Below are 21415 nucleotides of genomic sequence, written 5' to 3'. Positions count from 1 at the left end.
CAAAACTGCGAATCTCTCCCGTGTTTTCCCTCTCCTCGTCGTTTTCTTCGGCATTTTTCCGGACAGGCATCGGTTGTCGACGGCTCAATCAGGCTTGGTTGGGTTCTCCTTGCGCCCATAAATTCATCACTCCGACCTGTTCAGATGGTCGTTTGACCTAAAAAGCGGCGCACTTCAGGTGAAAATAAATTCCTGACAGGAAAAAAGTTTGACCCATGGTGATCCATCCACCCTCATGGAAGTCACTGAGTGAGCCAGTTCGCACAATTGGTCCAAACCAAAAATCGGACCGAAGCTGGCTTGAAACTAGGTCACGTTCACAGGACAGGGAGAACGACTTGGAACAGGATCTTGCATCCTTGGCTGCCGCGGTTGCGGAGCTACAGGGAAACCACGCCGCAACAAACGGCACGTTTTCCGAGACTTTCTACTATTTGACGATCCCGCTCATGGTGCTGATCCATGCCGGGTTCCTCGCATATGAAATGGGCGCATCGCGATCGAAAAACGCGCTGGCCTCGGGCATCAAGAATATCCTCGCCTTCGCGATGATCGTGCCCTTCTTCTATTTCATCGGTTGGTGGATCTACTGGGCTTTCCCGACAGGTTTGACGCTCTCCGAAGGCGCCATGGGCATCTCCGGTCTGGCCTATGCCAACGAAGTCGCTCTGCCGTGGAGCCAATACATGGGTCCGAACCTCGATGACCGCGCCTCTGGCGTGTTCTGGGGGGCTTTCGTGCTCTTTGCGGCCACCACCGCCTCCATCATGTCCGGTGGTGTGATCGAACGGATCAAACTGACGGGCTTTGTTGTTCTGGCCATCGTTCTGGGCGCGTTCGTCTGGATCCTGGCGGGCGCTTGGGGCTGGCACGCAGACGGCTGGCTTGTGACCAAGTTCGGCTATCATGACTTCGGCGCCGCAGGTGTCGTGCACATGATCGCTGGCTTCTTCACGCTGGGTGTTCTGATCAACCTCGGGCCGCGGATTGGCAAATTCAACGCCGATGGCACCGCAAATCACATCGCGGGTCACTCCATGCCGATGACGCTCATTGGTCTGATGCTGATCATCGCCGGGTTCTGGGGCTTCCTTATGGGCTGTGTCATCGTTCCGGGCGAAGCTTGGTCCTGGGGCACGCAGATCGAAGCGACGATCTACGGCACGCCGATGACCATCTCCGGCATGACCTTCAACACCCTGATGGCCTTCGCTGGCGGAATCATCGGTGCATGGATGGTGACACGTGATCCGTTCTGGATGATGTCCGGCGCGCTCGGCGGGATCATCTCTGCGGCTGCTGGTCTGGACCTGTGGTATCCGCCCATGGCCTTCGCCATCGGTTTCCTCGGGGCCTGCATGATGCCCTTCGTCGCAACCTTCATCGAGAAGCGCGGCATCGACGATGCGGTTGGCGCCTTTGCGGTGCACGGTTTCCTCGGCATGTGGGGTCTGATCGCGGTCGGTATCGCGGCCCAAGGCTACCCGGCGCTCTTTGGTGAGGACGTCATTGAGACCTCCTTCATCGGTCAGCTCGTCGGTGCCGTCACCATGGGTCTCCTCGGGTTCGTGCCTGGCTATGCTGTGTCCTTCATCCTGAAGGTGACCGGTCAGCTCCGCGTTCCGGAAGAAGCCGAGATCATGGGTCTCGACAAGGTCAAAGTGCCTGCCGAAGCCTACCCTGAATCGCTTCACCCGTCGGTTAGCCCGGCTGAGTGATCCCACTGATTAGGAAAGGACAATCCAATGGAAGCACCATTTGACGCAACCTCCTGGGACGGCATCACCGGCGCCATCTACGCTGGCTACGGCTCCGTCGAAGGTCTCTGGCTCCTGCTGGTTCTCGCTATGGTCGTGATCGCGATCGTCTTTGGCTGGCGCCATGAAGAGCACGCCTACAAAGCGACAGAGAAGAAAAGCTGAGAAGAAAATCTCATCGCCAAGAATAGGGTTTCACGCCCTTCCCCTGAACCGGCGGCGCGCCCCGTCGCCGGTTCTCAAAACAAAAACTGAAACGACGACCCTAAGGATAAAAACAATGATCGCATCATGGAGATTTTCCGCACTGGCGGACCGGCACCGCGCCCTTGGCTCCGATCTCGAAGACTGGAGTGGCATGGGCACCGCCTGGAGCTATGACAAGGATCAGACGGAGGAGTATCTGGCGATCCGCACCAAGGCGGGCGTCATGGATGTTTCGGGCCTGAAGAAGGTTTACGTTGTGGGGCCGCACGCCCAATACGTGATCGACAAGGCCACGACCCGCAATATCGAAAAACTGAAACCCGGTCGCTCGACCTATGCCACCATGCTCAATGATGCCGGCAAATTCGTCGATGACTGTGTGATCTATCGTCTCGGGCCGCAGAACTTCATGGTCGTGCACGGCTCCGGCGCGGGTCATGAACAGCTGACCATGTATGCCGCTGGCCGCAATGTTGCGATCATCTTTGACGATGAACTGCATGACATTTCGCTGCAAGGCCCGCTCGCTGTCGACTACCTTGAAAAGCATGTCCCGGGTATCCGCGACGTGGTCTATTTTAGCCACCTGCAGACGACCCTGTTCGGCAAGCCGGTGATGATTTCCCGCACGGGCTACACTGGCGAACGCGGCTATGAGATTTTCTGTCGCCGTCAGGATGCTGTTGAGATCTGGGACACCATCGTCGCCGAGGGCAAGGAGATGGGCATCATTCCGACGCGCTTCACCACGCTCGATTGGCTGCGTGCGGAGAGCTATCTTCTGTTCTTCCCCTATGACAACTCGGAAATGTATCCGTTCGAGAACGAGTCCAATGGCGATACGCTGTGGGAACTGGGTCTCGATTTCACCGTCTCCCCTGGCAAAACCGGCTTCCGCGGTGCCGAAGAACACTACCGTTTGAAGGGCAAGGAGCGCTTCAAAATCTACGGTGTGAAACTTGAGGGCACCACGCCCGCCGCAGAAGGCGCGCCTTTGCTGAAGGACGGCAAAGAGGTGGGCGTTGTGACCATCGGCATGTACTCGCCCCTCAATGAGCACAACGTTGGCATCGCGCGTATGCCGGTCGATTGCGCCGTCGAAGGCACCGAGCTGACCGTCAAGAACCCCGATGGCGAGATCAAGGCCATCGCGCATCCGATGCCCTTCTATGACATCGACAAGAAACGTCGCACCGCCAAGGGCTAAGCCCCAAATATAAATCAGCACAAAGACTTACGAGGCGGGCGCAATCCCGTGCCCGCCTCCTGAGACCAACAGGACCCGTAATGCCCAAGACTGAATTTTCCCCGTCCATCGACAGCCGGCCGACCTACGCCGGGCTTGTCTCGCAAGGTGCCGCCCCCACGATCATGGTCGCGGATGAGGCGGGCGCTCAGGCGCTCTCCGATCTGGCCGCCTCTGATGCCTCCGTCATGGATCACGCCCATGTGGTGCTGGTCGGCTGTGGCGCCGCCGCACTCGGCGATGTCAAACCCGTGGCCATCCACGATGCCCCTGATTTCGACGCCGCCACGCCGCTGGTGACGCAGCTTTTGAACACGGCGCGCATGGGCACGCAGATTTATCTCGCAGGCTCCGAAGGGTTGATCGGCCATGTCTCCGCTCTGGCTTTTGCGGCAGGGATGCCGGTCGACGAGATTCAGATGGAACATCGCGGTTCCATCGCGCGGCGGATGCAATGTGTGCATTGCAAAGGCATCACCGAGGAAGTCACCACCGATCCGTTTACCTGCGCCCATTGCGGGCTGACGCTTTTCGTGCGCGATCATTTCTCGCGCCGGTTGGGCGTGTTCCAAGGTGTCTGTGTCGATGCGGAAACCCCGGGTGTTGTGCCCGAAACCGTGGAGATTCAGGCATGAAAAAGCTGTGTTTGAAAGTCGCTGAAGTCGAGCAACTCTCGCCCTTGGTGAAACGCTTCCGTTTCGAGGAGCCGACTGGTGCCGCTCTGCCGGTCTTCTCCGGCGGTGCGCATTTGACGGTGGAAATGCCGGAAGGCGACATGATCCGCCGCAATTCCTATTCGCTGATCTCCGATCCTTATGACGGCAGCGGCTATGAGATCGCAGTGCGTCGCGAAGACAAGGGGCGGGGCGGCTCGCTCTACATGCACACCAAGGTCGCGGAGGGCGATGAGATCACCGTCTCCGTCCCCTCAAACCTGTTCCAACTCGATCTGCGCGCGAAAAAGCATGTGCTGATCGCGGGAGGCATCGGCATCACGCCCTTCCTGTCGCAACTGCGCCAGCTTGATATGGAGCAGAAACCCTACGAGCTGCATTACGCCGCCCGGTCGCGCGAAGAGGCCGCCGGGATCAAGCTTTTGCCGCAGGCCGCGCATGTTCATGTGCATATCTCTGAAGAGGGCTCGCGCATGGACCTGGGTTCCATTCTCGACGGCCAACCTTTGGGCACGCATGTCTACACCTGCGGTCCCGACGGGTTGATCACGGCGGTGGCCGATCAGACCGCGCGTTTGGGCTGGCCCAAAACCTCCGTGCATTCCGAAGCCTTCACCGCGCCCCCGCCGGGCGAACCCTTTGACGTGGTGGTGAAATCCTCCGGCAAAACCGTGCATGTGAAAGCTGATCAGAGCCTCTTGGAGGCTTTGGAAGCCGCCAAGGTGGAGATTGATTATTCCTGCCGTGGCGGGGCCTGTGGCCGATGTCACACCAAGGTGACGGCCTGTGATGGTCGCATCCTGCACAACGATCACTGGCTCTCGGACGACGAGCGCGCCGCACAACAAGACATCATGCCCTGCATGTCGCGTTTCAAAGGCACGCGGCTTGAACTGGACCTGTGAGGAGACAGACCCATGACCATGCAATTCAATGACGAGACCTTCCGGGGCGATTACACCTATCACAACTCCCCCGAGGCGATCCGCCGGTTTCCCTTTCCGTTCGATCAAGACACGTACATGTATTCGGTCAACATTGAACAGCATCCGGGCGGCCCGAAGGGCACACCGTTCGAGAAGATGTTCGACGTCGACGAGCATTACGTGGCGGAGATGAAGGACCGCGAGATCACGCTGGCCGAAGACCCGCTGCGCTGTCAGTCCCTGCCGCATATGGAGTTGGCGGGCTGGGATCTGCTCGAACTCATCATGGTGTCGAAGGCGAAGGATTATCCCGATCTCTTCACGCTGCATCGCGATGGCAATGATTGGCACTGGATCAACAAGCCGTTGGGGATCGAAAAGAAATTCACCTTCCTCGACGCGACCACGCTGCCCTGCGGTCCGATGGAATATATCACGCGGCAGACCCAAGGTGACTTTGCCCTCTTGCATGAGCGCGACAACAACCTCTGGATGGACGCAGGCATGATCACGTCCCAAGCCGACTGGTCCTTGGATTTCGACGTGGGCATGAACTTTTTCGAATGGCACGCCCCGGTTCCGAAAGCCCGTAAGATGGGCGTGTTCGACAAGGCGCTGAAATTCCTTCTGGCGGTGAGCCAGGGCCAGCACTATCGCCGGTTGAACTGGACGATGACGGTCAATCCGCGTCTCGACACCAGCCCCGAGAACTATCACAAGTGGGGTCCGGAGAAGCGGACGATCACGCCGGAGAACGTCGGCCAGAAACAGTTTCTGCGCGTTGAATTGCAGACATTTTTCCGCCTGCCGCGCTCCAATGCGCTGGCGTTTCCGATCCGGTGTTACTTGATGAACCTCGAAGACATCGCGAGCAATCCGAAATGGGGTCGCCGTCTTCACCGTGTGCTGCGCGACATTGATCCGGATCTGGCGGAGTACAAAGGCTTTGCGGTGAATCAGAAATTCATCGTGGACTACCTGTCGCAATTCGATGATGGTGCGCCAACGTCGCCGGGGATTTTTCCCGACGCATAACGACGCAGAAGAGGGCGCGAAATGGCGTGGATTTTGCTCATCATCGCAGGACTTCTCGAGGTCGTCTGGGCGACCTCGATGAAATACTCGAACGGCTTCACGGTGTTCTGGCCGAGCGTTTTGACCGTGGTCACCATGGTGATTTCGTTCGGGCTGTTGTCTGTAGCGATGCGAAGCCTGCCCTTGGGCACCTCCTACATGATCTGGGTCGGAATCGGCGCGATCGGGGCCTTCATTGCGGGGATCATCCTGCATGGCGAGGCGGTCAACGTCGCGCGAGTTGCCGCCGCTGCGCTGATTGTGGCGGGGATGGGGTTGATGAAACTCAGCGCCTAAAGCCCTGCCGTTGCGCCCGCGATGTCTGAGGCCTGCGTCAGGATCGCCTCGCGCAGACCTTCGGGGGGGGCATAAGCCATCCCGCACATCGGACCCACGGTATCGACGAGACCGGCGATCATCACGGCCTTATGTGTCACGGTCTGCGCCGGGAGGTCGGAAGAGAACGCCGCCACCATCTCCTCGAGAATGTGAATGTGAAACTGGCAGGCCGCGCCAAAATGTTTTGCAGGGCCGTCAAGACGTTGGGCTAGATCCTTGAGCCCTGAGGCGATCGCCTGCGCGCGCGGCGTTCGGGCGCGGTCCATGCAGAAATCCAGATAGGCGTGGAACCGTTCGCGCAGGTCCGGCAGTGTCAAGGCGCCCCGCGCGCGCAGTTCTTCGAGCCGCGCCGCCGAGGCATGGCGCGTCACTGCCGTCAAAAGCGCGTCCTGTGTAGCAAAGTAATATTGCAGATTGCTGAGCCGCATGTCGCAACGCCGCGCCAGCGCTCGAAAACTCAGCCCGCTCACCCCCTCGGTCGCCAGAACCTCGACCGCTTCATCAAGCACTTTTTCGACCGTTGCCCGGCTGCGGTTCGAGGGCGCTACAACCCCATACACCTCGCTTGCGGTCGCGCCGGTTTTCAACTGGTCGATTAAGGCATCAAGGGAAACGGGCATCGAAAAATCTCTTTAAACGTCGTCGCTGAAGGGGGAGCACAGCCCCTACTGCGCCAGCGGGGGGAGGTCAACGGGGAGGCGTCATCAAAAAAAGGGCGCCTCGTTGCGGAGGCGCCCTGTGTTCATAGTTCTTTGAAGCCCTCAGAGACGGTTGGAAATCCAGCGGCACTGATAAGGCGCAAAGCTGATGTTGGGTTTTGAAAGGTCGATTTTCTCGCCCGTCAACAGGTCGTACCACGCCTCGCCGTCGATCAGGTTGATCGCGATATGCGGCACCTCGACGTCGTGATCCGTCACATTGTGCAGCGCAAAGATCGACTGATCGCGCTCCGGCGACTGGCGCCAGATGCCGAACATCTCTTCGCCCAGCTGCATGGTGAACTGCGTCGCGTTCGGGTGGAATGCCTTTTGATCGATGCGAATGGCGATCCGGCGTTTCATCTCGGCCAGCACCTTTGCGTTCTGGCTTTCCGGATCGTCCAACAACGCGCGCAGCTCTGGGTAGTCCCAGCGATGGCGGTTGATCGCGCGTTTCACGCCGGTCTTCTCGACACCCGCGTGGTCGTTGTGGGTCGCCAGAAGCGAGTGGATGTAGAACGCTGGCACACCTTCGAGCGCCATGACGATGCTCTGCGAACAGAGGAAGCGATCCACCTGAAGATCGTCCTCGCCCTTGGCAATCGTGCCTTTGAGCGCATCGAAATAGGTGATGTTCAGCTCATAGGGTTTCTCCGAGCCGTCGGGCAGGGCGCGCATCGACACGAGGCCGCCGAAATCGCGCACGCATTGGATCACTTCGCCCAGTTCTTCGGGCGCCAAAAGCCCCTCGGCGCCGCGGACCCCGATGCCGTCGTGAGAGGCGGCAAAGTTGAGGTATGCACAGCCCAACTGCGCTGGCGGCATCCGCATCAGCCATTGGTTGAGATAGGTCGAGGTGCCGGAGAGAAGCGCATGCAGCAACAGAGGCGGCAGCGAGAAGTTGTAGATCATATGCGCTTCGTTGCGGTTGCCGAAATAGCTCAGGTTTTCGGCATTGGGCACGTTGGTCTCGGTGAGCAAAACCACGCGCTCCTCGGCGTAGTCGCAGAGTAGTCGCATCAAACGCACGATGGCATGGGTCTGGGGTAGGTGGATACAGGTCGTGCCCAGCTCCTTCCAGACAAAGGCCACGGCATCGAGGCGGACGATGCGCACGCCATTGTCGACATGCAGCCGCATGATGCGCAGGAATTCGAACAGAACCTCTGGGTTTTTGAAGTCTACGTCGATCTGGTCATGTGAGAAGGTGCACCAGACGTGCTTTGGCCCGTTCACCGTGTTTACTTCGCGCAGCAAAGGCGAGGTGCGGGGGCGGGTCACCATCGACAGATCGTCCTCCGGCGAGGCTTCGACAAAGAACTTGTCATAGGGTTCATGGCCCTGACGGTATTCGGAGAACCAGGTCGACATGGACGACACATGGTTCAACACCAGATCGGACATCAGGCGGAACTCGCCGCCGATGCGCTGAATGTCGGCCCAGTCACCAAGCTGGCTGTTCACCTGCCGGTAATCCGTCACCGCAAACCCGTCGTCAGAAGTAAACGGGAAGAACGGCAGGATGTGCACTCCGTGCACCGTGCCCTTGAGATAGCGATTGAGGAAATCGCGCAGCAGATCGAGAGGCTTGTGCTGCCCGTCGACCAAGGAGTTGCCGTAGGTGATGACCAAAGTGTCGGTCTCATTCCATAGGCTGTTGCCCGGAGCGCGAGCGCGGCTACGCGGCTTGGTCCCTTCGGGCCAAAAGGCGTCGATGATCTGGTCGGCAAGGCGTTTGCTGTCCTGATCCGGGTAAATCTGTTCAATCAGGGCGCGCAGGCGCGTTGAGAATTGCGAAGATGGTTTTGCCATTGGGCTTCCCCTGTCTTTTCTTTCTCGTAGAGCAGACAGATTTGAGGGGTTCAATGCATGGGTCGGGGAAAGCGGCGCATTCCTGTGCAAATATTCGGGAAAGCGCGCAGGGCGTTTACATGTTGCCCTATTTTTGTGCAATCGAAACAGTTTCGGGCAATTCAGAGCCGAAATGGGCGAGACTCACCTCAGTCTCTAAGGTGTCCGGATCGGGCCCGTGCGGCTCAGACGTGATCTCCCAGCTTGGTATCAATCAGCCAGCCGCCGGGGCCAGCGATGCTGTCGGGAAGTATGACGATCATCACCTCGCGGATCGCGATGGTGGTCATGATGGCCAGAGCCAGTTGATCAAAGCTGATGTTGAACAGGTCCATAGCGATGCTCCCGAGTGTGTCGGGACAACAGCTGACAGCAGAATCAGGCCGAATTGGGGCGGGCTTCGGGCCGCTTTGGGTTACTTTGGCAAAATGCGAAGCTAAAATGCGAATTGACCGGAGATCAGTCTGCGAAAGGATCGTCCGGGTAGCCAACGCCCACCAAATAAAGCCCCTCCGGCGGGCATACCGGACCACAGGCGGCACGGTCTTTGGCCTCCAAGGCCTCGGTCACATCTTCCGGCGACCAGGCGCCGGAGCCGACGCGTTCGAGCGTGCCGACAAAGCTGCGCACTTGGTTGTGCAGGAAGGACCTCGCGCGGAAATAAAACCTGAATTCCTGCCCATAGGGGATGTCCGCAACCTCGACACGCGCCTCGTCCAGCGTCTTTATCGGGCTATCCGCCTGACACATGGTCGAGCGAAACGTGGTGAAATCATGCAGGCCGATCAGGCGATCCGCCCCCGCCTGCATCGCATCGCGGTCAAGCTCATGATTGACCCGCCACGCCAGCCCCGCGTCATGCACCAGAGGCGCGCGGCGCGACACCAGCCGAAACATATAGCGCCGCTCCAGCGCCGAAAACCGTGCGTGCCAGTCGTCATCCACGCGGGCTGCTTTCAGGATCGCCACCGGGTTGGGTTTTAAATGGTGGTTCAACGCCTCAGACAGGCGAAAGGGATCCCAATCCTTTGCCATATCGCAATGCGCCACCTGACCCGTGGCGTGCACGCCCGCATCCGTGCGCCCGGCGGCCCCGATCCCCGGACAGTTGGGTTCGAGTTTGCGCAAAGCCTCCTCTACCGCCTGCTGGACGGAGGGGTGCTCTTTCTGGCGTTGCCAACCGGCAAAAGGCGCGCCGTTATATTCGATCAAAAGGGCGTATCTGGGCATATGCGGGCCATAACGCGGCGGGGAAGGCGCGTCCAGTCTTTCTCCCTTACAACCGGGCCTTTGAGTGCCTATGTTGATCAGGTAAACATCAAAAATGGGGCGGCAGATTTGATCCTCAACACGATTGCAGACCGGATTGTCCGAAGCGTCGAAACCGTTCAGGACGGCGTGCATGAGGCACTGTTCGAGCCGGTGATCCGGCTGGGCGTTACGGGTCTGTCACGCGCGGGCAAAACGGTGTTCATCACCTCGCTCGTGGCCAATCTTCTGGACCGGGGCCGGATGCCGCAATTCGGACCGTCCTCCGCCATCACCGCCGCCTATCTGCAACCGCAGCCCGACGACACCGTGCCGCGGTTCGACTATGAAAGCCACCTTTCCGCGCTGACAGCGCCCGAGCCGCATTGGCCCGACAGCACGCGTGCCGTGTCCGAACTGCGTCTGTCGTTCAAGGTGCGGCCTGCGGGGCTTTTGGGCGGTTTGACGGGGCAGAAAACGGTGCATCTCGACATTGTGGACTATCCCGGCGAATGGCTTTTGGACCTTGGCCTGATGGAAAAATCCTATGCCGAGTGGTCCGCCGAGGCTTTGCAAGCTACGAACGACCGGGCGGAAGGGGAGGCGTTCCTTGCGGCTCTGGACGCCGCCGATCCGAGCGCCAAACAGGACGAACCCACCGCCAAAGCGCTTGCTCAAAGTTTCACCGCCTATCTGCAATCCGCCCGTGCGGCGGGCTATTCCGATTGCACGCCGGGTCGGTTCTTGCTTCCGGGCGAACTCGCTGGCTCTCCGGTTCTGACCTTCGCGCCTCTGCCAGCGGGCGATGCCCCGCGCGGCTCGCTGCACCGCGAATTCGAACGCCGGTTTGAGGCCTATAAGCGAGAGGTGGTGAAACCCTTCTTTCGCGATCATTTCTCCCGCATTGATCGCCAGATCGTGTTGGTCGATGCGCTGGGCGCGATCCATTCGGGGCCAAAAGCCGTCGAAGACCTACGCCGCACCATGGCCGATATTCTCTCCGCCTTCCGGCCCGGGCGGGTGGGGCGGATCATGTCCTTGCTCGGTCAGCACAAGGTCGAAAAAATTCTCTTTGCTGCGACCAAAGCCGACCACATCCATCACAGCCAACACCCGCGCTTGACCGCGATTATGGAGGCCTTGGTGCGCGATGCCCGCGACCGCGCCGATTTTGCAGGCGCTTCGACGCAGGCCATGTCCTTGGCGGCGCTTCGCGCCACGGTCGAAGAGACCATGGACCATCAGGGGCAGAGCCTCGATGTGGTGCGCGGCATGACCGAAGGCGGCAAGCAGGCGGCGTTTTATCCGGGCGAATTGCCCGAAGACCCGGCGCATATCCTGTCGCCCGCGCGCAAGGGGGCGGAGCGTTGGCTGGATGCGCAGTATGAAATCATGAAATTCCGCCCCGCGCGGCTCACCTTGCGCCCCGGCGAAGGTCCGCCGCATATTCGGTTGGATCGCGCCGCCGAGTTTTTGATCGGAGACAAGCTATGACAGAGCAAAACCCCGGTGCAAAACGTGGCCCGATCCTGATCGAGTTGGAAGAGGAAGCGAAGGTTACCCCCTCGACCGCTGCGCCTGTCCCTGATCTGGCCCCGCTCGCGCGGCCTGCGGCGATGGAACGTGTCGCGGTTCTCGCGGCGCGCAAACCTTCGGCTTTGGCGCGCTGGTTCTGGCGGCTCTTCGCGGCGCTCTTTGCCTTCACCGTCTCGATTGTGACCTATGACGCCATTATGGGGCTGATCGCTGCGCATCCCGTGTTGGGCTATGTCGCAATGGGTCTCACGGGCGCGTTTGTCTTGGTTCTGGTCGCGATTGCGCTTAGGGAACTCTCCGCCTTCGCGCGCCTCAAGCGGATCGACACGCTGCAAAAAGCGGCCGTGGACGCGGTGGGGGCCGCCGATCTGAAAGCCGCGAAAGGCGTCGCGGATAAGCTTCTGTCTGTCTACGCGCATCGCCCGGAGCTGAACTGGGGCAAGGATCGGTTTCGCGAACGCGAGGCCGAAGTCTTCGATGCCGACGGTCTTTTGGGGTTGGCGGAAACAGAGCTTCTCGTGCCGCTCGACGCGAGTGCCCGCCGCGAAGTCGAAGCCGCCGCGCGTCAGGTCGCCACTGTCACCGCCCTTGTTCCGTTGGCTTTGGCGGATGTCTTCACGGCCCTCACCGCGAACCTGCGGATGATCCGCCGGATTGCCGAGATTTACGGCGGGCGCTCGGGGACGCTTGGGTCCTGGCGGGTCACGAAATCCGTTTTGACGCATCTGGTTGCAACCGGCGCCGTCGCCGTGGGCGATGACTTGATCGGCACCATGGCCGGGGGCGGCGTGATGGCTAAAGTCTCGCGCCGCTTTGGTGAGGGGGTCGTCAACGGCGCCCTGACCGCGCGTGTGGGCGTGGCCGCCATAGAGGTCTGCCGCCCGCTGCCGTTCATGAAGGCCAAGAAACCGTCTGTCTCGGGCACGGTGAAGCGGGCTTTGACCGGACTGTTTGACAGGGGCGGTGACTAAACCGATTAGAACAGCTTCGGCGGCGCGTCTTTTGGTTGGTCGCGCTGCATGATCCCCATGCGAAAAGCCCGTCCGATGCGGTGTGCCATCTCCGACCATTTCGCGGCCGTCTCTGGGTCCAGCTCTGCGGTGAGTGTCTCGTCAAACAGATCAAGCCACATGGCGAAATGATGCTCTTTCACCTCCGGCGCCATCAGGTGGACGCGCTGCGGGAATCCGTCATATTGCCGTTCGTGCAGGATCGCGTTGCGCCAGAAGCGGCCGATTTTCTCCTCATGCGCGGGCCAATCCTCGACATGGGCGCCAAACACCGGGGCGAGTTCGGGGTGCTGGCGCACGCGGGCGTAGAACCGGTTCAGAACGCGGTCCATCTCGTCATGGCTGATCTCGAATTTCGGGGGCAGGGCGGAGCGGGAGTCTGACATGGGGGCCTCTGGATGGCAGCTTGTTTGCAGCGCGGCGATCCTGCGTGATATTGCGAGGGGCTGCAATGCGGCAAGTCCGCTTGTTCAAGTCGTTGCAACTACGTTTGCCCGGGCCTATAAGGCGCTTATGACATTCATGGTCGCGATCATTATTCGAATTATCAGCCCGGCGCTCTGATCTCAAAGATCCTACGAGCCGCCGGGACAAGGCGTATGGAGACCGCGCCGCCCTCGAATATTCCGACCATTCCTCCCAAGGACAAAATCCATGTGTTCCGAGACGACCACACCCGAGTATAAAGACACGCTCAATCTGCCGAAAACCGATTTCCCGATGCGCGCGGGCCTGCCGAACCGCGAGCCGGGCTGGCTGGAGCGTTGGGCCAAAATCGACGTCTATGAGACGCTCCGCGCCAAGGGCAAGGCCGACGGCCGCCCGTCCTTCGTGCTGCACGATGGCCCTCCCTACGCCAACGGGCACCTGCACATCGGCCACGCGCTGAACAAGACGATCAAGGACATCATCACGCGCTCGCATCAGATGATGGGCTTTGACGCGCGTTATGTGCCGGGCTGGGATTGTCACGGTCTGCCGATCGAGTGGAAGATCGAAGAGAAATACCGCGAAAAGGGCAAGAACAAGGACGAGGTTCCGGTGGTGGATTTCCGCCAGGAATGCCGCGCCTTTGCCGATGAATGGGTGAACATCCAGCGCGAGGAATTCAAACGGCTGGGTGTCTACGGCAAATGGGACGATCCTTACCTGACGATGAATTTCCATGCCGAGGCGGTGATCGCCGAGGAGTTCATGAAATTCCTGATGAACGGCACGCTCTATCAGGGCTCCAAACCCGTGATGTGGTCGCCGGTCGAAGAGACAGCACTTGCCGAAGCTGAAGTCGAATATCACGACAAGGAAAGCCCGACGATCTGGGTGAAATTTGCGGTTGCAAACGAGGGGGCGGAGCTTCAGGGCGCCTATGTCGTGATCTGGACCACCACGCCCTGGACCATTCCGTCCAACAAGGCGGTGGTCTACGGCGCCGATTACAACTACGGCCTCTATGAGGTGACCGGCACGCCGGACGAATGTTGGCTCAAGGTCGGGGAGAAATATGTCCTCGCCGATAAGCTCGCCGCGCAATGCTTTGCCAAGGCGCGCCTCTCTGAGGATCAATGGACCCGCGTCCGCGATGTGCCGACCTCTGAGTTCGAAGGTCTGCGGCTTCTGCACCCGCTTGCCGGTGTCGAAGGCAGCAATGGCGAATGGGACGACCTGCGCGACTTCCGTGCGGCTCCCTTCGTGACCGATGACGAGGGTACGGGCTTTGTCCACTGTGCGCCCTCGCACGGGATGGAGGAATTCGAGCTCTACCGCGATCTCGGCATGCTCGAGCAGGTGATCACCTATAACGTCATGGACGACGGCAGCTTCCGCGAGGATCTGCCCTTCTTCGGCGGCAAGCGCATCCTGCGCGACAAGCCGAAGAAAGGCGATTGGGAGGGCGACGCCAACGCCGCCGTGATCGCTAAGCTCACCGAGGTGAGCGGTCTCATGGCGCGCGGCAAGATCAAGCACAGCTATCCGCACTCCTGGCGCTCGAAAGCCCCGGTGATCTTCCGCAACACGCCGCAATGGTTTGCCGCGGTGGACCGCACGTTGGATGACGGCATGGGCACCTATGGTGACACGATCCGCTCTCGCGCGCTGACCTCCATCGACCAACTGGTGAAATGGACGCCGCAAACCGGGCGCAATCGTCTGTACTCGATGATCGAGAATCGCCCCGACTGGGTGCTCTCGCGTCAACGTGCGTGGGGCGTGCCGCTGACCTGCTTCACGAAAAAGGGCCTTTTGCCGACCGAGGACGGCTTCCTCTTGCGCAATGACGAGGTCAACGCCCGCATCTCTGCCGCTTTCGAAGAGAAGGGCGCGGATGTCTGGTATGAAGAGGGCTTCAAGGAGAAGGTTCTGGACGGGATCGTTGATCCGGCGGACTACGATCAGATCTTTGACGTGTTGGACGTGTGGTTTGACTCTGGTTCGACCCATGCGTTCGTGCTGCGTGATCGCGAAGACGGGACGCCTGATGGCATCGCCGATGTCTACCTCGAAGGCACCGACCAACACCGCGGCTGGTTCCATTCGTCCCTCTTGCAGGCTTGCGGCACGAAAGGCCGTGCGCCCTATAAAAACGTTGTGACGCATGGGTTTACGCTTGATGAGAAGGGCATGAAAATGTCCAAATCTCTCGGCAATACCATTGTGCCGGAGCAGATCGTCAAACAATATGGCGCCGACATCCTGCGGCTTTGGGTGGCGCAGACGGATTACACCGCCGATCAGCGGATCGGGCCGGAAATCCTCAAAGGCGTGGCCGACAGCTACCGTCGTCTGCGCAACACCATGCGCTATATCCTTGGCTCGCTCAGCGATTTCACCGAGGCGGATCGTCTTGATGCCGCAGAGATGCCGGAGTTGGAGCGCTGGGTGCTGCACCGCATTGCAGAACTCGACACCACGGTGCGCGAGGGCTACGAGACCTTTGATTTCTCCGGTGTCTGGCAAGCGGTGTTCAACTTTGCGACCGTTGATCTGTCGTCCTTCTATTTCGACGTACGCAAGGATGTGCTCTATTGCGATGGTGACACGGATCGTCGCCGCGCGGCGCTCACCGTGCTGGACGTTCTGTTCCATCGCCTGACCACTTGGCTCGCCCCGATCCTCGTGTTCACCATGGAAGAGGTCTGGCTCGAACGCTTCCCGGGCGATGACAGCTCCGTGCATCTCGTGGACTTCCCGGCGGCTACGCCGGGCTGGCTTGATGGTGATCTGGCATCGAAATGGGCGGGCATCCGCAAGGCGCGCCGCGTCGTGACCGCAGCACTCGAAGTGCAGCGCCGCGACAAGGTGATCGGTGCCTCTCTGGAGGCCGCACCCATCGTGCATGTCGAGGACGAGTCTGTCCTGACCGCGCTCAAGACCGTCGATTTCGACGATCTCTGCATCACCTCCGCGATCACGTTGACAGGCGATCCGGCCCCGTCCGAGGCCTTCCGCCTCGAAGGCGAGGTCGACGGCATCGGCGTCGTATTCGAGAAGGCCGACGGCGAGAAATGCGAACGCTGTTGGAAAATCCTGCCGGATGTGGGCACCCACAGCCACGCAGGGGTCTGCGGACGCTGCGACGAAGCGCTCAGCTAAGCTGACGACAGATAAAACATGCCAAAGGGCGGCTCTCACGGGCCGCCTTTTTTGTCTAAAGTTCGAAAATGCCCAAGCGCCTCTGTATCTGCGCATAAAACTCCGCAGGGTCTTGACCCCGCGCTAAGGCGGCACGTTCAATCAGTCTTTCGAACACATTATGTGCTTTTGATTTCGACAGTTCCGGTTTGGACTCGCTGATTGGGGCAGAGGTGTCTCGGTCAGCGTCCGCAATCGTCCGCGTATCATCAGCGCTGCCACTGTTGCCCATGGTTCCCAAAAGAAAATCATCGGTGATGTCACGGATGGGATTGCGCTCTTCAAGTGTGAAGACAGGCGTCGAAACTGATTTGCCCTCGTCGCGGTTCGTGAGGATGGGGGTGGCGACCGATCCGCTTCCCTCTCTGTTCACGAAGATGGGTGCGGAGGAAGAGGTCGGTGGGGAATTGAACCTCGAGGCGAGATTCAGCATTGAAATGTCCATAGCGTAGTCCTTTCTGGCCTGACGAACACGGCTTCAGGATTGCGCGGAAAGGTTGATAAATCAGAAATCAAGCTGGCCATGTCACGCTCGGACGGAGCTTTCTCTGTAAGATTTTATTGAAATGGAATTGAACCGTGCTCGCGGAGCCCAAGGATCAGCCCGCGTCCTTATAGGTGTCCTCGACCCATTTCCATTCTTCTTCAGTCAAAAGACCGTCGCCATCTCGATCGTAGAGTGCCAAAGCCTGCGCCAATTGCGCAAAAAAATCTTCCTGCGTGATCCGCGTGATCGTGGCGACCTCGCGCAAATTTGGCTCTTTCGGTGTCGTGTCGTCCGCCATCTGTCTACCCCTAGACTGCCCCAAGTGCCCCGAGTTTAGGGTGGAGGAAGTGAAGAAATGGTAAGCTTTGGACAAACTTAGAGTGTTTTCCGAAAGACGGAAACATGGACTTTTGGGCAAAGGCCGAAGGCTTCATTCTTGTTTTGCACGCGGATGGGCCGCCTCATAGACCTGCAACAGGCGCGCGTTGTCCACGGCGGTGTAGGCTTGGGTCGTCGAGAGCGAGGCGTGGCCTAAAAGCTCCTGAATAGCCCGCAAATCGCCGCCGGCATTCAACAGATGCGTTGCGAAGGAGTGGCGCATTGCATGGGGTGTCACGGAGGAGGGTAGGCCAAGCTGCATGCGCGCGGCTTCGGTGACTTTCGCAATCAAACGCGGGTTGAGCGCGCCGCCACGGGTGCCGCGAAACAGCGGCGCCTCTGGTGTCAGATCATAGGGGCAGAGCCGGGTGTAGTCCGCGACAGCCTTGCGTGCGGCGGGGAGCACCGGCACGATCCGCTCCTTGTTGCCCTTGCCGACAATACGAATGACCTCGCCTAGTGGGACATCGGCGCCGGTCAGCGACAGGGCCTCTGAAATCCGTAAGCCGCAGCCGTATAATAACGTCACCACAGCCACATTGCGCGCCGCGATCCAAGGTTCGTCATGTTGCAACTCGACCGTCGAGAGCATTTCTTTGGCCGCGTCAGGCGACAAAGGTCGGGGCAGTTTCTTTTGGAACTTCGGCGAGCGGGTGGAGAGGATCGCAGTGGCGTCGAACCCGTCGCGTTCGGCCAGCCAACGGGCGAATGTTTTGACCGCAGACAAAGACCGGGCCAGCGAGCGCGGCGCCACGCCTCGGCTGCGCTCATGCGCCATCCAGGCGCGCATGTCGGTGATCCGAAGCTTTGCGATCTGAGCCGGACCAAAGCCGCCGCCCTCATGTTCGGCGAGAAAACTGAGCCAGCCCGACACATCGCGCGCATAGGCGGTGAGGGTGTTCTCTGAGGCGGATTTGAGCGCGCGCTCGTGATCGAGCCAGCGCGCCAGCGTGTCGCGCATCCCCTCTGTGATCTTGAGGCTCATCCCAGCCAGCGGCGCATCATTTTTTCGAAGACGCCGGAGAAGAAAGCCAAAAGATCGGTGCCCTGTGTGGGGCGGAACATATGCGGGTCTTCCGAGCCGAAAACCAACAGCCCAGGCAAGCGACCGGGACCGAAATCCAGCGTCATCAGCGCCTCGGAGTGAATGAAGCCGGTGCTGTCGCCATAGATCACATCAGTCTCCGGCGCGACCTGGCGCAGGGTGACGGGGCGCACCGGCACGTTGCGGCCATAGGTGATATAGGTCTCGATGAAGCCGGGCTCTGCTGTGATCAAGACATCGCCGAGTTTGCGGGTCGCGGGTTCGTCACTCTCGACTTTGGTTTCCAGCAAAAGCCGCACGGCATCGACGCGCAGGGTCTGGGCGATCTCGCCCGACAAGGCTTTGAGAAACGGCGTGAATTCGGTCGGCTCCAAGAGCTGCAACACGGCGCGGTGGATCTGATTGGTGCCCGCGAGGTTCTCGTAAGCGGCGGCGATCACACCGCGATGGGTGTCCTCAAGCCGGTCGAGCCGATCCTCGAGCCGCTCCATCGCCAGCCCGCGCAGGTCGACGACATTGGAACCTGTGCTGCGTTCATTCGCGGCGATCAGCGCGCGCATCACGTCCTGATCGTCCAACACCATATCGGGGTCGGAAATGATTTTCTCACGCAGCTCTTCAGCCATGGGCGAGATGGCCCGGGGGAGATGGGTGCTCATATTGCCTCGTACTTTACTCGATCCGCCGGTTTTCCGGTCGTTGCGACAACTATGTCCCTATTTCCCGATTTATACAACGGCCTGATTAAATCCTATAAAACATATTGCTTTTAATAGGCTAAACTGCAGATTGCAGCTGAAATACGTATATGAAGAGTGGGTTTGATGTTTGAAGCGCAACGTTTGTGGACCAATAAGAGAGTACCTTTTTCGCTGGCGTTTCGGTATCAGTATTGTCTTTCAGAGCACAAAGAGGATTTGCCTGGCTTTGTGGTTGGCTCTGTCGGAAAGTGGTTTCTCCACTCAGGCTCTGACCTCCCGCGCGCGGCTGTTTTTGATGAAAACGATTTTGAGATAGGCGTTGTTATCGGGATTGCTGTCGGCCCCTCCCGATTGTTGTCCTCGCCCAAGGTAACGCTCCCGTTTTCCTCGCGCGAAAAAGATTTTTGGACAAAGTTTGAGGCTTTTGTAGTCGAAACGGCTGGACGGTTCGCTTTTGTTGTAACTGTCACAGGCGAGACCCGCCTCTATTGCGATCCAGCGGGTATGATCGGTGTCGTTTTCAACAAAGAAGACCGCTATGTCGCGTCTTCGGGTCTGTTGGCGACACAGCGTGATGTTGCTCCGGATCCTTTGGTCGATGTTGAAATGGTGCGTGAACAGGTGGGACGTTTGCCGCTTTTGCATACGGTTGATCTGAACGTGCAGCGTCTGAACCCGAACTATTACCTTGATCTAAACAACATGACCCCAAGTCGGTTTTGGCCAGGAGACGAGGATTTTACAAAACTCGAAGCTCCGATTGAAACTGTTTACGACGACATTATCGCGCGATGCCGTTTCAATATTGGCGAGATCGCCAAAGCGCATAAAGTGGCTATGCCGATTACTGGCGGTCAAGACAGCCGCATTCTGTTGGGTTGCGCCCAGCCACATGTGGATGAAATTGATATGTTTTACACGCATATCACGAATTATGCCGGGCGTATTGATGATGCTGTCGCCCAAAGTCTTTGCCAATCAGCCGGTGTTCCGCACGAAACACATGATCGTAGAGAGTTTCACATCAAGAAATGGCGCAGGGAGGAATGGAAAGATCTGTTCCAGATCACATCGGGTGGCGCAATGGCGCTTCCGAATGAATATAAGACGGGTGTTATCGAAGGCGTCGAAGACGGTGCCGTGGTTTTGCGGGGACATCACACGGATATTCTAAGGGCTGTTTATGTGTTTCGTCCGAAGCCGGCGTGGAAAGAGGTGAGCTGGCAGTTGCGCCGCCTCTTGATCGTGCCGCGTGAGATGTTCTCCGAGGACATCGTCAAAACATACGGCCCGGAATTCGAAGCCTGGCAGGCGACTTTGCCGGACAATGCCATGGAAAAAGCCGCAGACTTCATGTTTTTGGAGTTGTTCTACGCGGCGTCCGTTGGCATGAGCTTCCCGGCCATGTGGCGCAATTTTTATATGTCGCCGTTTTCATCGCGACGTTTGATCGGGCTGTCTTTACAGTTTAACGAAAAAAAACGACGCAAAGGTGTGGTGGTTCGCGATATTGTCGAACGTGCATGGCCCGCTTTGAGCGAAATCCCTTATGACTATGAGGCTGGATTGTCTGATCTGAAACTTCTGAATGACGCGGATGATGAGAGTGAACCCTCGACGGACGCTCAGGCGGCAGGCGAAAGCTTGCAGGAGTGGCGTGCGCGACTGAAGAATATCGGCGATGAAGAAGGCTTTTATGAAGAGCTTGGTCAGGATCACACGGCATTGCATGTGCGCCGCGGTGACATATTGATCGTCACCTTCGAGAACCTCGATCACATCCGCGATTTTTCTGAAAGCAAAATGCCTTGGGGCTATGATTTCGTCGAAAAGCGCGGCTGGTCCATGCTTGGCATGATGGCGCATGGGTTCACATGGTATCGCGATGAATCCGTCTATGCGTTTTTTGATCGTCTGCGAGACGAGGGTTTTTTCAAAGAGTTCAAAAAGGTGATCTTTTACGGCGCGTCCATGGGGGGATACGCGGCGGCAGCGTTCAGTGCGGCCGCGCCGGGATCGCAGGTGGTGCTGATTTCACCACAGGCGACATTGTCGCGCGAAGATGCGTCGTGGGAATCCCGCTATCACCGGGCTTGGTCGCGGGATTTCTCGGGGCCTTACGGCTACGCGCCGGATATGGTTTCAGAGGCCAAAGGCGTCCATTTGTTCTATGATCCGACGGCGCAGTTGGATGCCATGCACGCTGCGCTGTTTCGGGGCGAAAATGTAACCAAATTCCGCTGTCGCTATTTCGGTCACCGGATCGCGTCTCTCTGGGTGCGGATGGGCGTATTGAAACCCATCGTGGAAGGTGCGATTTCCGGCACGCTGACGACTGAGGAGTTCTATCATTTGATGCGCAGCCGGAGAGAAACGCGGCGATATCAGAAAGAGATGTTGGCGCGTTTGCAGCAAAAGGGGCGGCCTTGGTTGACCAAATCATATTGCGCGGCGGTGATGGCGCGTCAGCCTGGCCCGATCTTTCGCAAGGCTCTTCGTCAAGCTGAGGCAGATCTGGCCAAGAGAAAATGATCCCATAGGACGATGTTGCAAAGCCCCCGCTTATCTTTCGCGGGGGCTTTTTATTTTTTCATTACTGTCTGCCGGA

The 21415-nt window shown here is 58.9% G+C and carries 20 protein-coding genes; 11 read left to right on the top strand and 9 right to left on the bottom strand.

What is annotated here, in order from left to right; genetic code table 11:
* Positions 1-338: 338 nt before the first annotated feature.
* The 7 genes from J5Y17_RS12210 (at position 339) to J5Y17_RS12180 (ending at position 6181) form a co-directional block, all read left to right on the top strand.
* Complete coding sequence (locus J5Y17_RS12210) at positions 339-1718, top strand: ammonium transporter (RefSeq protein ID WP_219785529.1); 1380 nt, start codon at positions 339-341, stop codon at positions 1716-1718.
* A 27-nt stretch (positions 1719-1745) separates the two neighbouring features.
* Complete coding sequence (locus J5Y17_RS12205) at positions 1746-1922, top strand: hypothetical protein (RefSeq protein ID WP_219785528.1); 177 nt, start codon at positions 1746-1748, stop codon at positions 1920-1922.
* Positions 1923-2037: 115 nt separating this feature from the next.
* On the top strand, positions 2038-3171 hold the full coding sequence (locus tag J5Y17_RS12200; RefSeq protein WP_219785527.1) for an aminomethyltransferase family protein: 1134 nt from the start codon (positions 2038-2040) through the stop codon (positions 3169-3171).
* Positions 3172-3251: 80 nt separating this feature from the next.
* Positions 3252-3845 carry a dimethylamine monooxygenase subunit DmmA family protein gene (locus J5Y17_RS12195; protein ID WP_219785526.1) on the top strand — a complete coding sequence of 198 codons (594 nt, stop codon included), beginning with the start codon at positions 3252-3254 and terminating at the stop codon, positions 3843-3845.
* Positions 3842-4789, top strand: coding sequence for a PDR/VanB family oxidoreductase (locus tag J5Y17_RS12190; protein WP_219785525.1), 948 nt, complete (start codon positions 3842-3844; stop codon positions 4787-4789). The genes J5Y17_RS12195 and J5Y17_RS12190 overlap by 4 nt, the downstream gene beginning before the upstream one ends.
* Positions 4790-4801: 12 nt before the next feature.
* Positions 4802-5845, top strand: a complete 1044-nt coding sequence (locus tag J5Y17_RS12185; RefSeq protein WP_219785524.1) for a DUF3445 domain-containing protein — start codon at positions 4802-4804, stop codon at positions 5843-5845.
* Between the two features lie 21 nt (positions 5846-5866).
* Positions 5867-6181, top strand: coding sequence for a multidrug efflux SMR transporter (locus tag J5Y17_RS12180; RefSeq protein WP_219785523.1), 315 nt, complete (start codon positions 5867-5869; stop codon positions 6179-6181).
* On the opposite strand, the gene J5Y17_RS12175 is transcribed toward J5Y17_RS12180, so the two are convergent.
* From J5Y17_RS12175 to truA, 4 genes are all read right to left on the bottom strand, one after another.
* Positions 6178-6843, bottom strand: coding sequence for a TetR/AcrR family transcriptional regulator (locus tag J5Y17_RS12175; RefSeq protein ID WP_219785522.1), 666 nt, complete (start codon positions 6841-6843; stop codon positions 6178-6180). The genes J5Y17_RS12180 and J5Y17_RS12175 overlap by 4 nt on opposite strands.
* A 141-nt stretch (positions 6844-6984) precedes the next feature.
* Positions 6985-8733 (bottom strand): sugar phosphorylase, encoded by a 1749-nt coding sequence (locus tag J5Y17_RS12170; protein WP_219785521.1) that lies wholly within the window; start codon positions 8731-8733, stop codon positions 6985-6987.
* Positions 8734-8957: 224 nt separating this feature from the next.
* On the bottom strand, positions 8958-9107 hold the full coding sequence (locus J5Y17_RS12165) for a hypothetical protein (RefSeq protein ID WP_219785520.1): 150 nt from the start codon (positions 9105-9107) through the stop codon (positions 8958-8960).
* 124 nt (positions 9108-9231) lie between these two features.
* On the bottom strand, positions 9232-10002 hold the full coding sequence (gene truA, locus J5Y17_RS12160) for a tRNA pseudouridine(38-40) synthase TruA (RefSeq protein WP_219785519.1): 771 nt from the start codon (positions 10000-10002) through the stop codon (positions 9232-9234).
* A 108-nt stretch (positions 10003-10110) separates the two neighbouring features.
* Here truA and J5Y17_RS12155 point away from each other — a divergent pair, with 108 nt between their 5' ends.
* Positions 10111-11514 carry a YcjX family protein gene (locus tag J5Y17_RS12155; RefSeq protein ID WP_219785518.1) on the top strand — a complete coding sequence of 468 codons (1404 nt, stop codon included), beginning with the start codon at positions 10111-10113 and terminating at the stop codon, positions 11512-11514.
* Positions 11511-12527: a YcjF family protein gene (locus J5Y17_RS12150; protein WP_219785517.1), complete on the top strand. Its 1017-nt coding sequence runs from the start codon at positions 11511-11513 to the stop codon at positions 12525-12527. The genes J5Y17_RS12155 and J5Y17_RS12150 overlap by 4 nt, the downstream gene beginning before the upstream one ends.
* Before the next feature lie 5 nt (positions 12528-12532).
* Here the strand turns inward: J5Y17_RS12150 and J5Y17_RS12145 are convergent, their stop codons facing one another.
* Positions 12533-12952: a group III truncated hemoglobin gene (locus J5Y17_RS12145; RefSeq protein WP_219785516.1), complete on the bottom strand. Its 420-nt coding sequence runs from the start codon at positions 12950-12952 to the stop codon at positions 12533-12535.
* Positions 12953-13220: 268 nt separating this feature from the next.
* Here J5Y17_RS12145 and ileS point away from each other — a divergent pair, with 268 nt between their 5' ends.
* Positions 13221-16157: an isoleucine--tRNA ligase gene (ileS, locus tag J5Y17_RS12140; protein ID WP_219785515.1), complete on the top strand. Its 2937-nt coding sequence runs from the start codon at positions 13221-13223 to the stop codon at positions 16155-16157.
* A gap of 55 nt (positions 16158-16212) precedes the next feature.
* Here the strand turns inward: ileS and J5Y17_RS12135 are convergent, their stop codons facing one another.
* The 4 genes from J5Y17_RS12135 to J5Y17_RS12120 form a co-directional block, all read right to left on the bottom strand.
* A complete protein-coding gene (locus J5Y17_RS12135) occupies positions 16213-16641 on the bottom strand; it encodes a hypothetical protein (protein ID WP_219785514.1) in 429 nt (142 codons plus the stop codon).
* A 154-nt stretch (positions 16642-16795) separates the two neighbouring features.
* On the bottom strand, positions 16796-16981 hold the full coding sequence (locus tag J5Y17_RS12130) for a hypothetical protein (protein ID WP_219785513.1): 186 nt from the start codon (positions 16979-16981) through the stop codon (positions 16796-16798).
* A 132-nt stretch (positions 16982-17113) separates the two neighbouring features.
* Positions 17114-18046: a tyrosine recombinase XerC gene (locus J5Y17_RS12125; RefSeq protein ID WP_219785512.1), complete on the bottom strand. Its 933-nt coding sequence runs from the start codon at positions 18044-18046 to the stop codon at positions 17114-17116.
* The gene (locus J5Y17_RS12120; protein WP_219785511.1) at positions 18043-18765 is read right to left on the bottom strand and encodes a DUF484 family protein; all 723 of its coding nucleotides are present in this window, start codon (positions 18763-18765) and stop codon (positions 18043-18045) included. Before J5Y17_RS12120 ends, J5Y17_RS12125 begins: the two co-directional genes overlap by 4 nt.
* Positions 18766-19311: 546 nt before the next feature.
* Here J5Y17_RS12120 and J5Y17_RS12115 point away from each other — a divergent pair.
* The gene (locus J5Y17_RS12115) at positions 19312-21339 is read left to right on the top strand and encodes a hypothetical protein (RefSeq protein WP_219785510.1); all 2028 of its coding nucleotides are present in this window, start codon (positions 19312-19314) and stop codon (positions 21337-21339) included.
* Positions 21340-21415 lie beyond the last annotated feature (76 nt).

This window comes from Celeribacter sp. PS-C1, from assembly GCF_019429625.1.
In the GTDB taxonomy this organism is placed as follows: Bacteria; Pseudomonadota; Alphaproteobacteria; order Rhodobacterales; family Rhodobacteraceae; genus Celeribacter.
The sequence above is the reverse complement of the archived record's forward strand: the minus strand, read 5'-3'. Positions and strand labels throughout refer to the sequence as shown.

Bases quoted from the DNA above. Each gene is read 5' to 3' on its own strand.
- J5Y17_RS12205 (WP_219785528.1), top strand. From the start codon at position 1,746: ATGGAAGCACCATTTGACGCAACCTCCTGGGACGGCATCACCGGCGCC.
- J5Y17_RS12200 (WP_219785527.1), top strand. From the start codon at position 2,038: ATGATCGCATCATGGAGATTTTCCGCACTGGCGGACCGGCACCGCGCC.
- J5Y17_RS12195 (WP_219785526.1), top strand. From the start codon at position 3,252: ATGCCCAAGACTGAATTTTCCCCGTCCATCGACAGCCGGCCGACCTAC.
- J5Y17_RS12190 (WP_219785525.1), top strand. From the start codon at position 3,842: ATGAAAAAGCTGTGTTTGAAAGTCGCTGAAGTCGAGCAACTCTCGCCC.
- J5Y17_RS12185 (WP_219785524.1), top strand. From the start codon at position 4,802: ATGACCATGCAATTCAATGACGAGACCTTCCGGGGCGATTACACCTAT.
- J5Y17_RS12180 (WP_219785523.1), top strand. From the start codon at position 5,867: ATGGCGTGGATTTTGCTCATCATCGCAGGACTTCTCGAGGTCGTCTGG.
- J5Y17_RS12175 (WP_219785522.1), bottom strand. From the start codon at position 6,843: ATGCCCGTTTCCCTTGATGCCTTAATCGACCAGTTGAAAACCGGCGCG.
- J5Y17_RS12170 (WP_219785521.1), bottom strand. From the start codon at position 8,733: ATGGCAAAACCATCTTCGCAATTCTCAACGCGCCTGCGCGCCCTGATT.
- J5Y17_RS12165 (WP_219785520.1), bottom strand. From the start codon at position 9,107: ATGGACCTGTTCAACATCAGCTTTGATCAACTGGCTCTGGCCATCATG.
- truA (WP_219785519.1), bottom strand. From the start codon at position 10,002: ATGCCCAGATACGCCCTTTTGATCGAATATAACGGCGCGCCTTTTGCC.
- J5Y17_RS12150 (WP_219785517.1), top strand. From the start codon at position 11,511: ATGACAGAGCAAAACCCCGGTGCAAAACGTGGCCCGATCCTGATCGAG.
- J5Y17_RS12145 (WP_219785516.1), bottom strand. From the start codon at position 12,952: ATGTCAGACTCCCGCTCCGCCCTGCCCCCGAAATTCGAGATCAGCCAT.
- ileS (WP_219785515.1), top strand. From the start codon at position 13,221: ATGTGTTCCGAGACGACCACACCCGAGTATAAAGACACGCTCAATCTG.
- J5Y17_RS12135 (WP_219785514.1), bottom strand. From the start codon at position 16,641: ATGGACATTTCAATGCTGAATCTCGCCTCGAGGTTCAATTCCCCACCG.
- J5Y17_RS12130 (WP_219785513.1), bottom strand. From the start codon at position 16,981: ATGGCGGACGACACGACACCGAAAGAGCCAAATTTGCGCGAGGTCGCC.
- J5Y17_RS12125 (WP_219785512.1), bottom strand. From the start codon at position 18,046: ATGAGCCTCAAGATCACAGAGGGGATGCGCGACACGCTGGCGCGCTGG.
- J5Y17_RS12120 (WP_219785511.1), bottom strand. From the start codon at position 18,765: ATGAGCACCCATCTCCCCCGGGCCATCTCGCCCATGGCTGAAGAGCTG.
- J5Y17_RS12115 (WP_219785510.1), top strand. From the start codon at position 19,312: ATGATCGGTGTCGTTTTCAACAAAGAAGACCGCTATGTCGCGTCTTCG.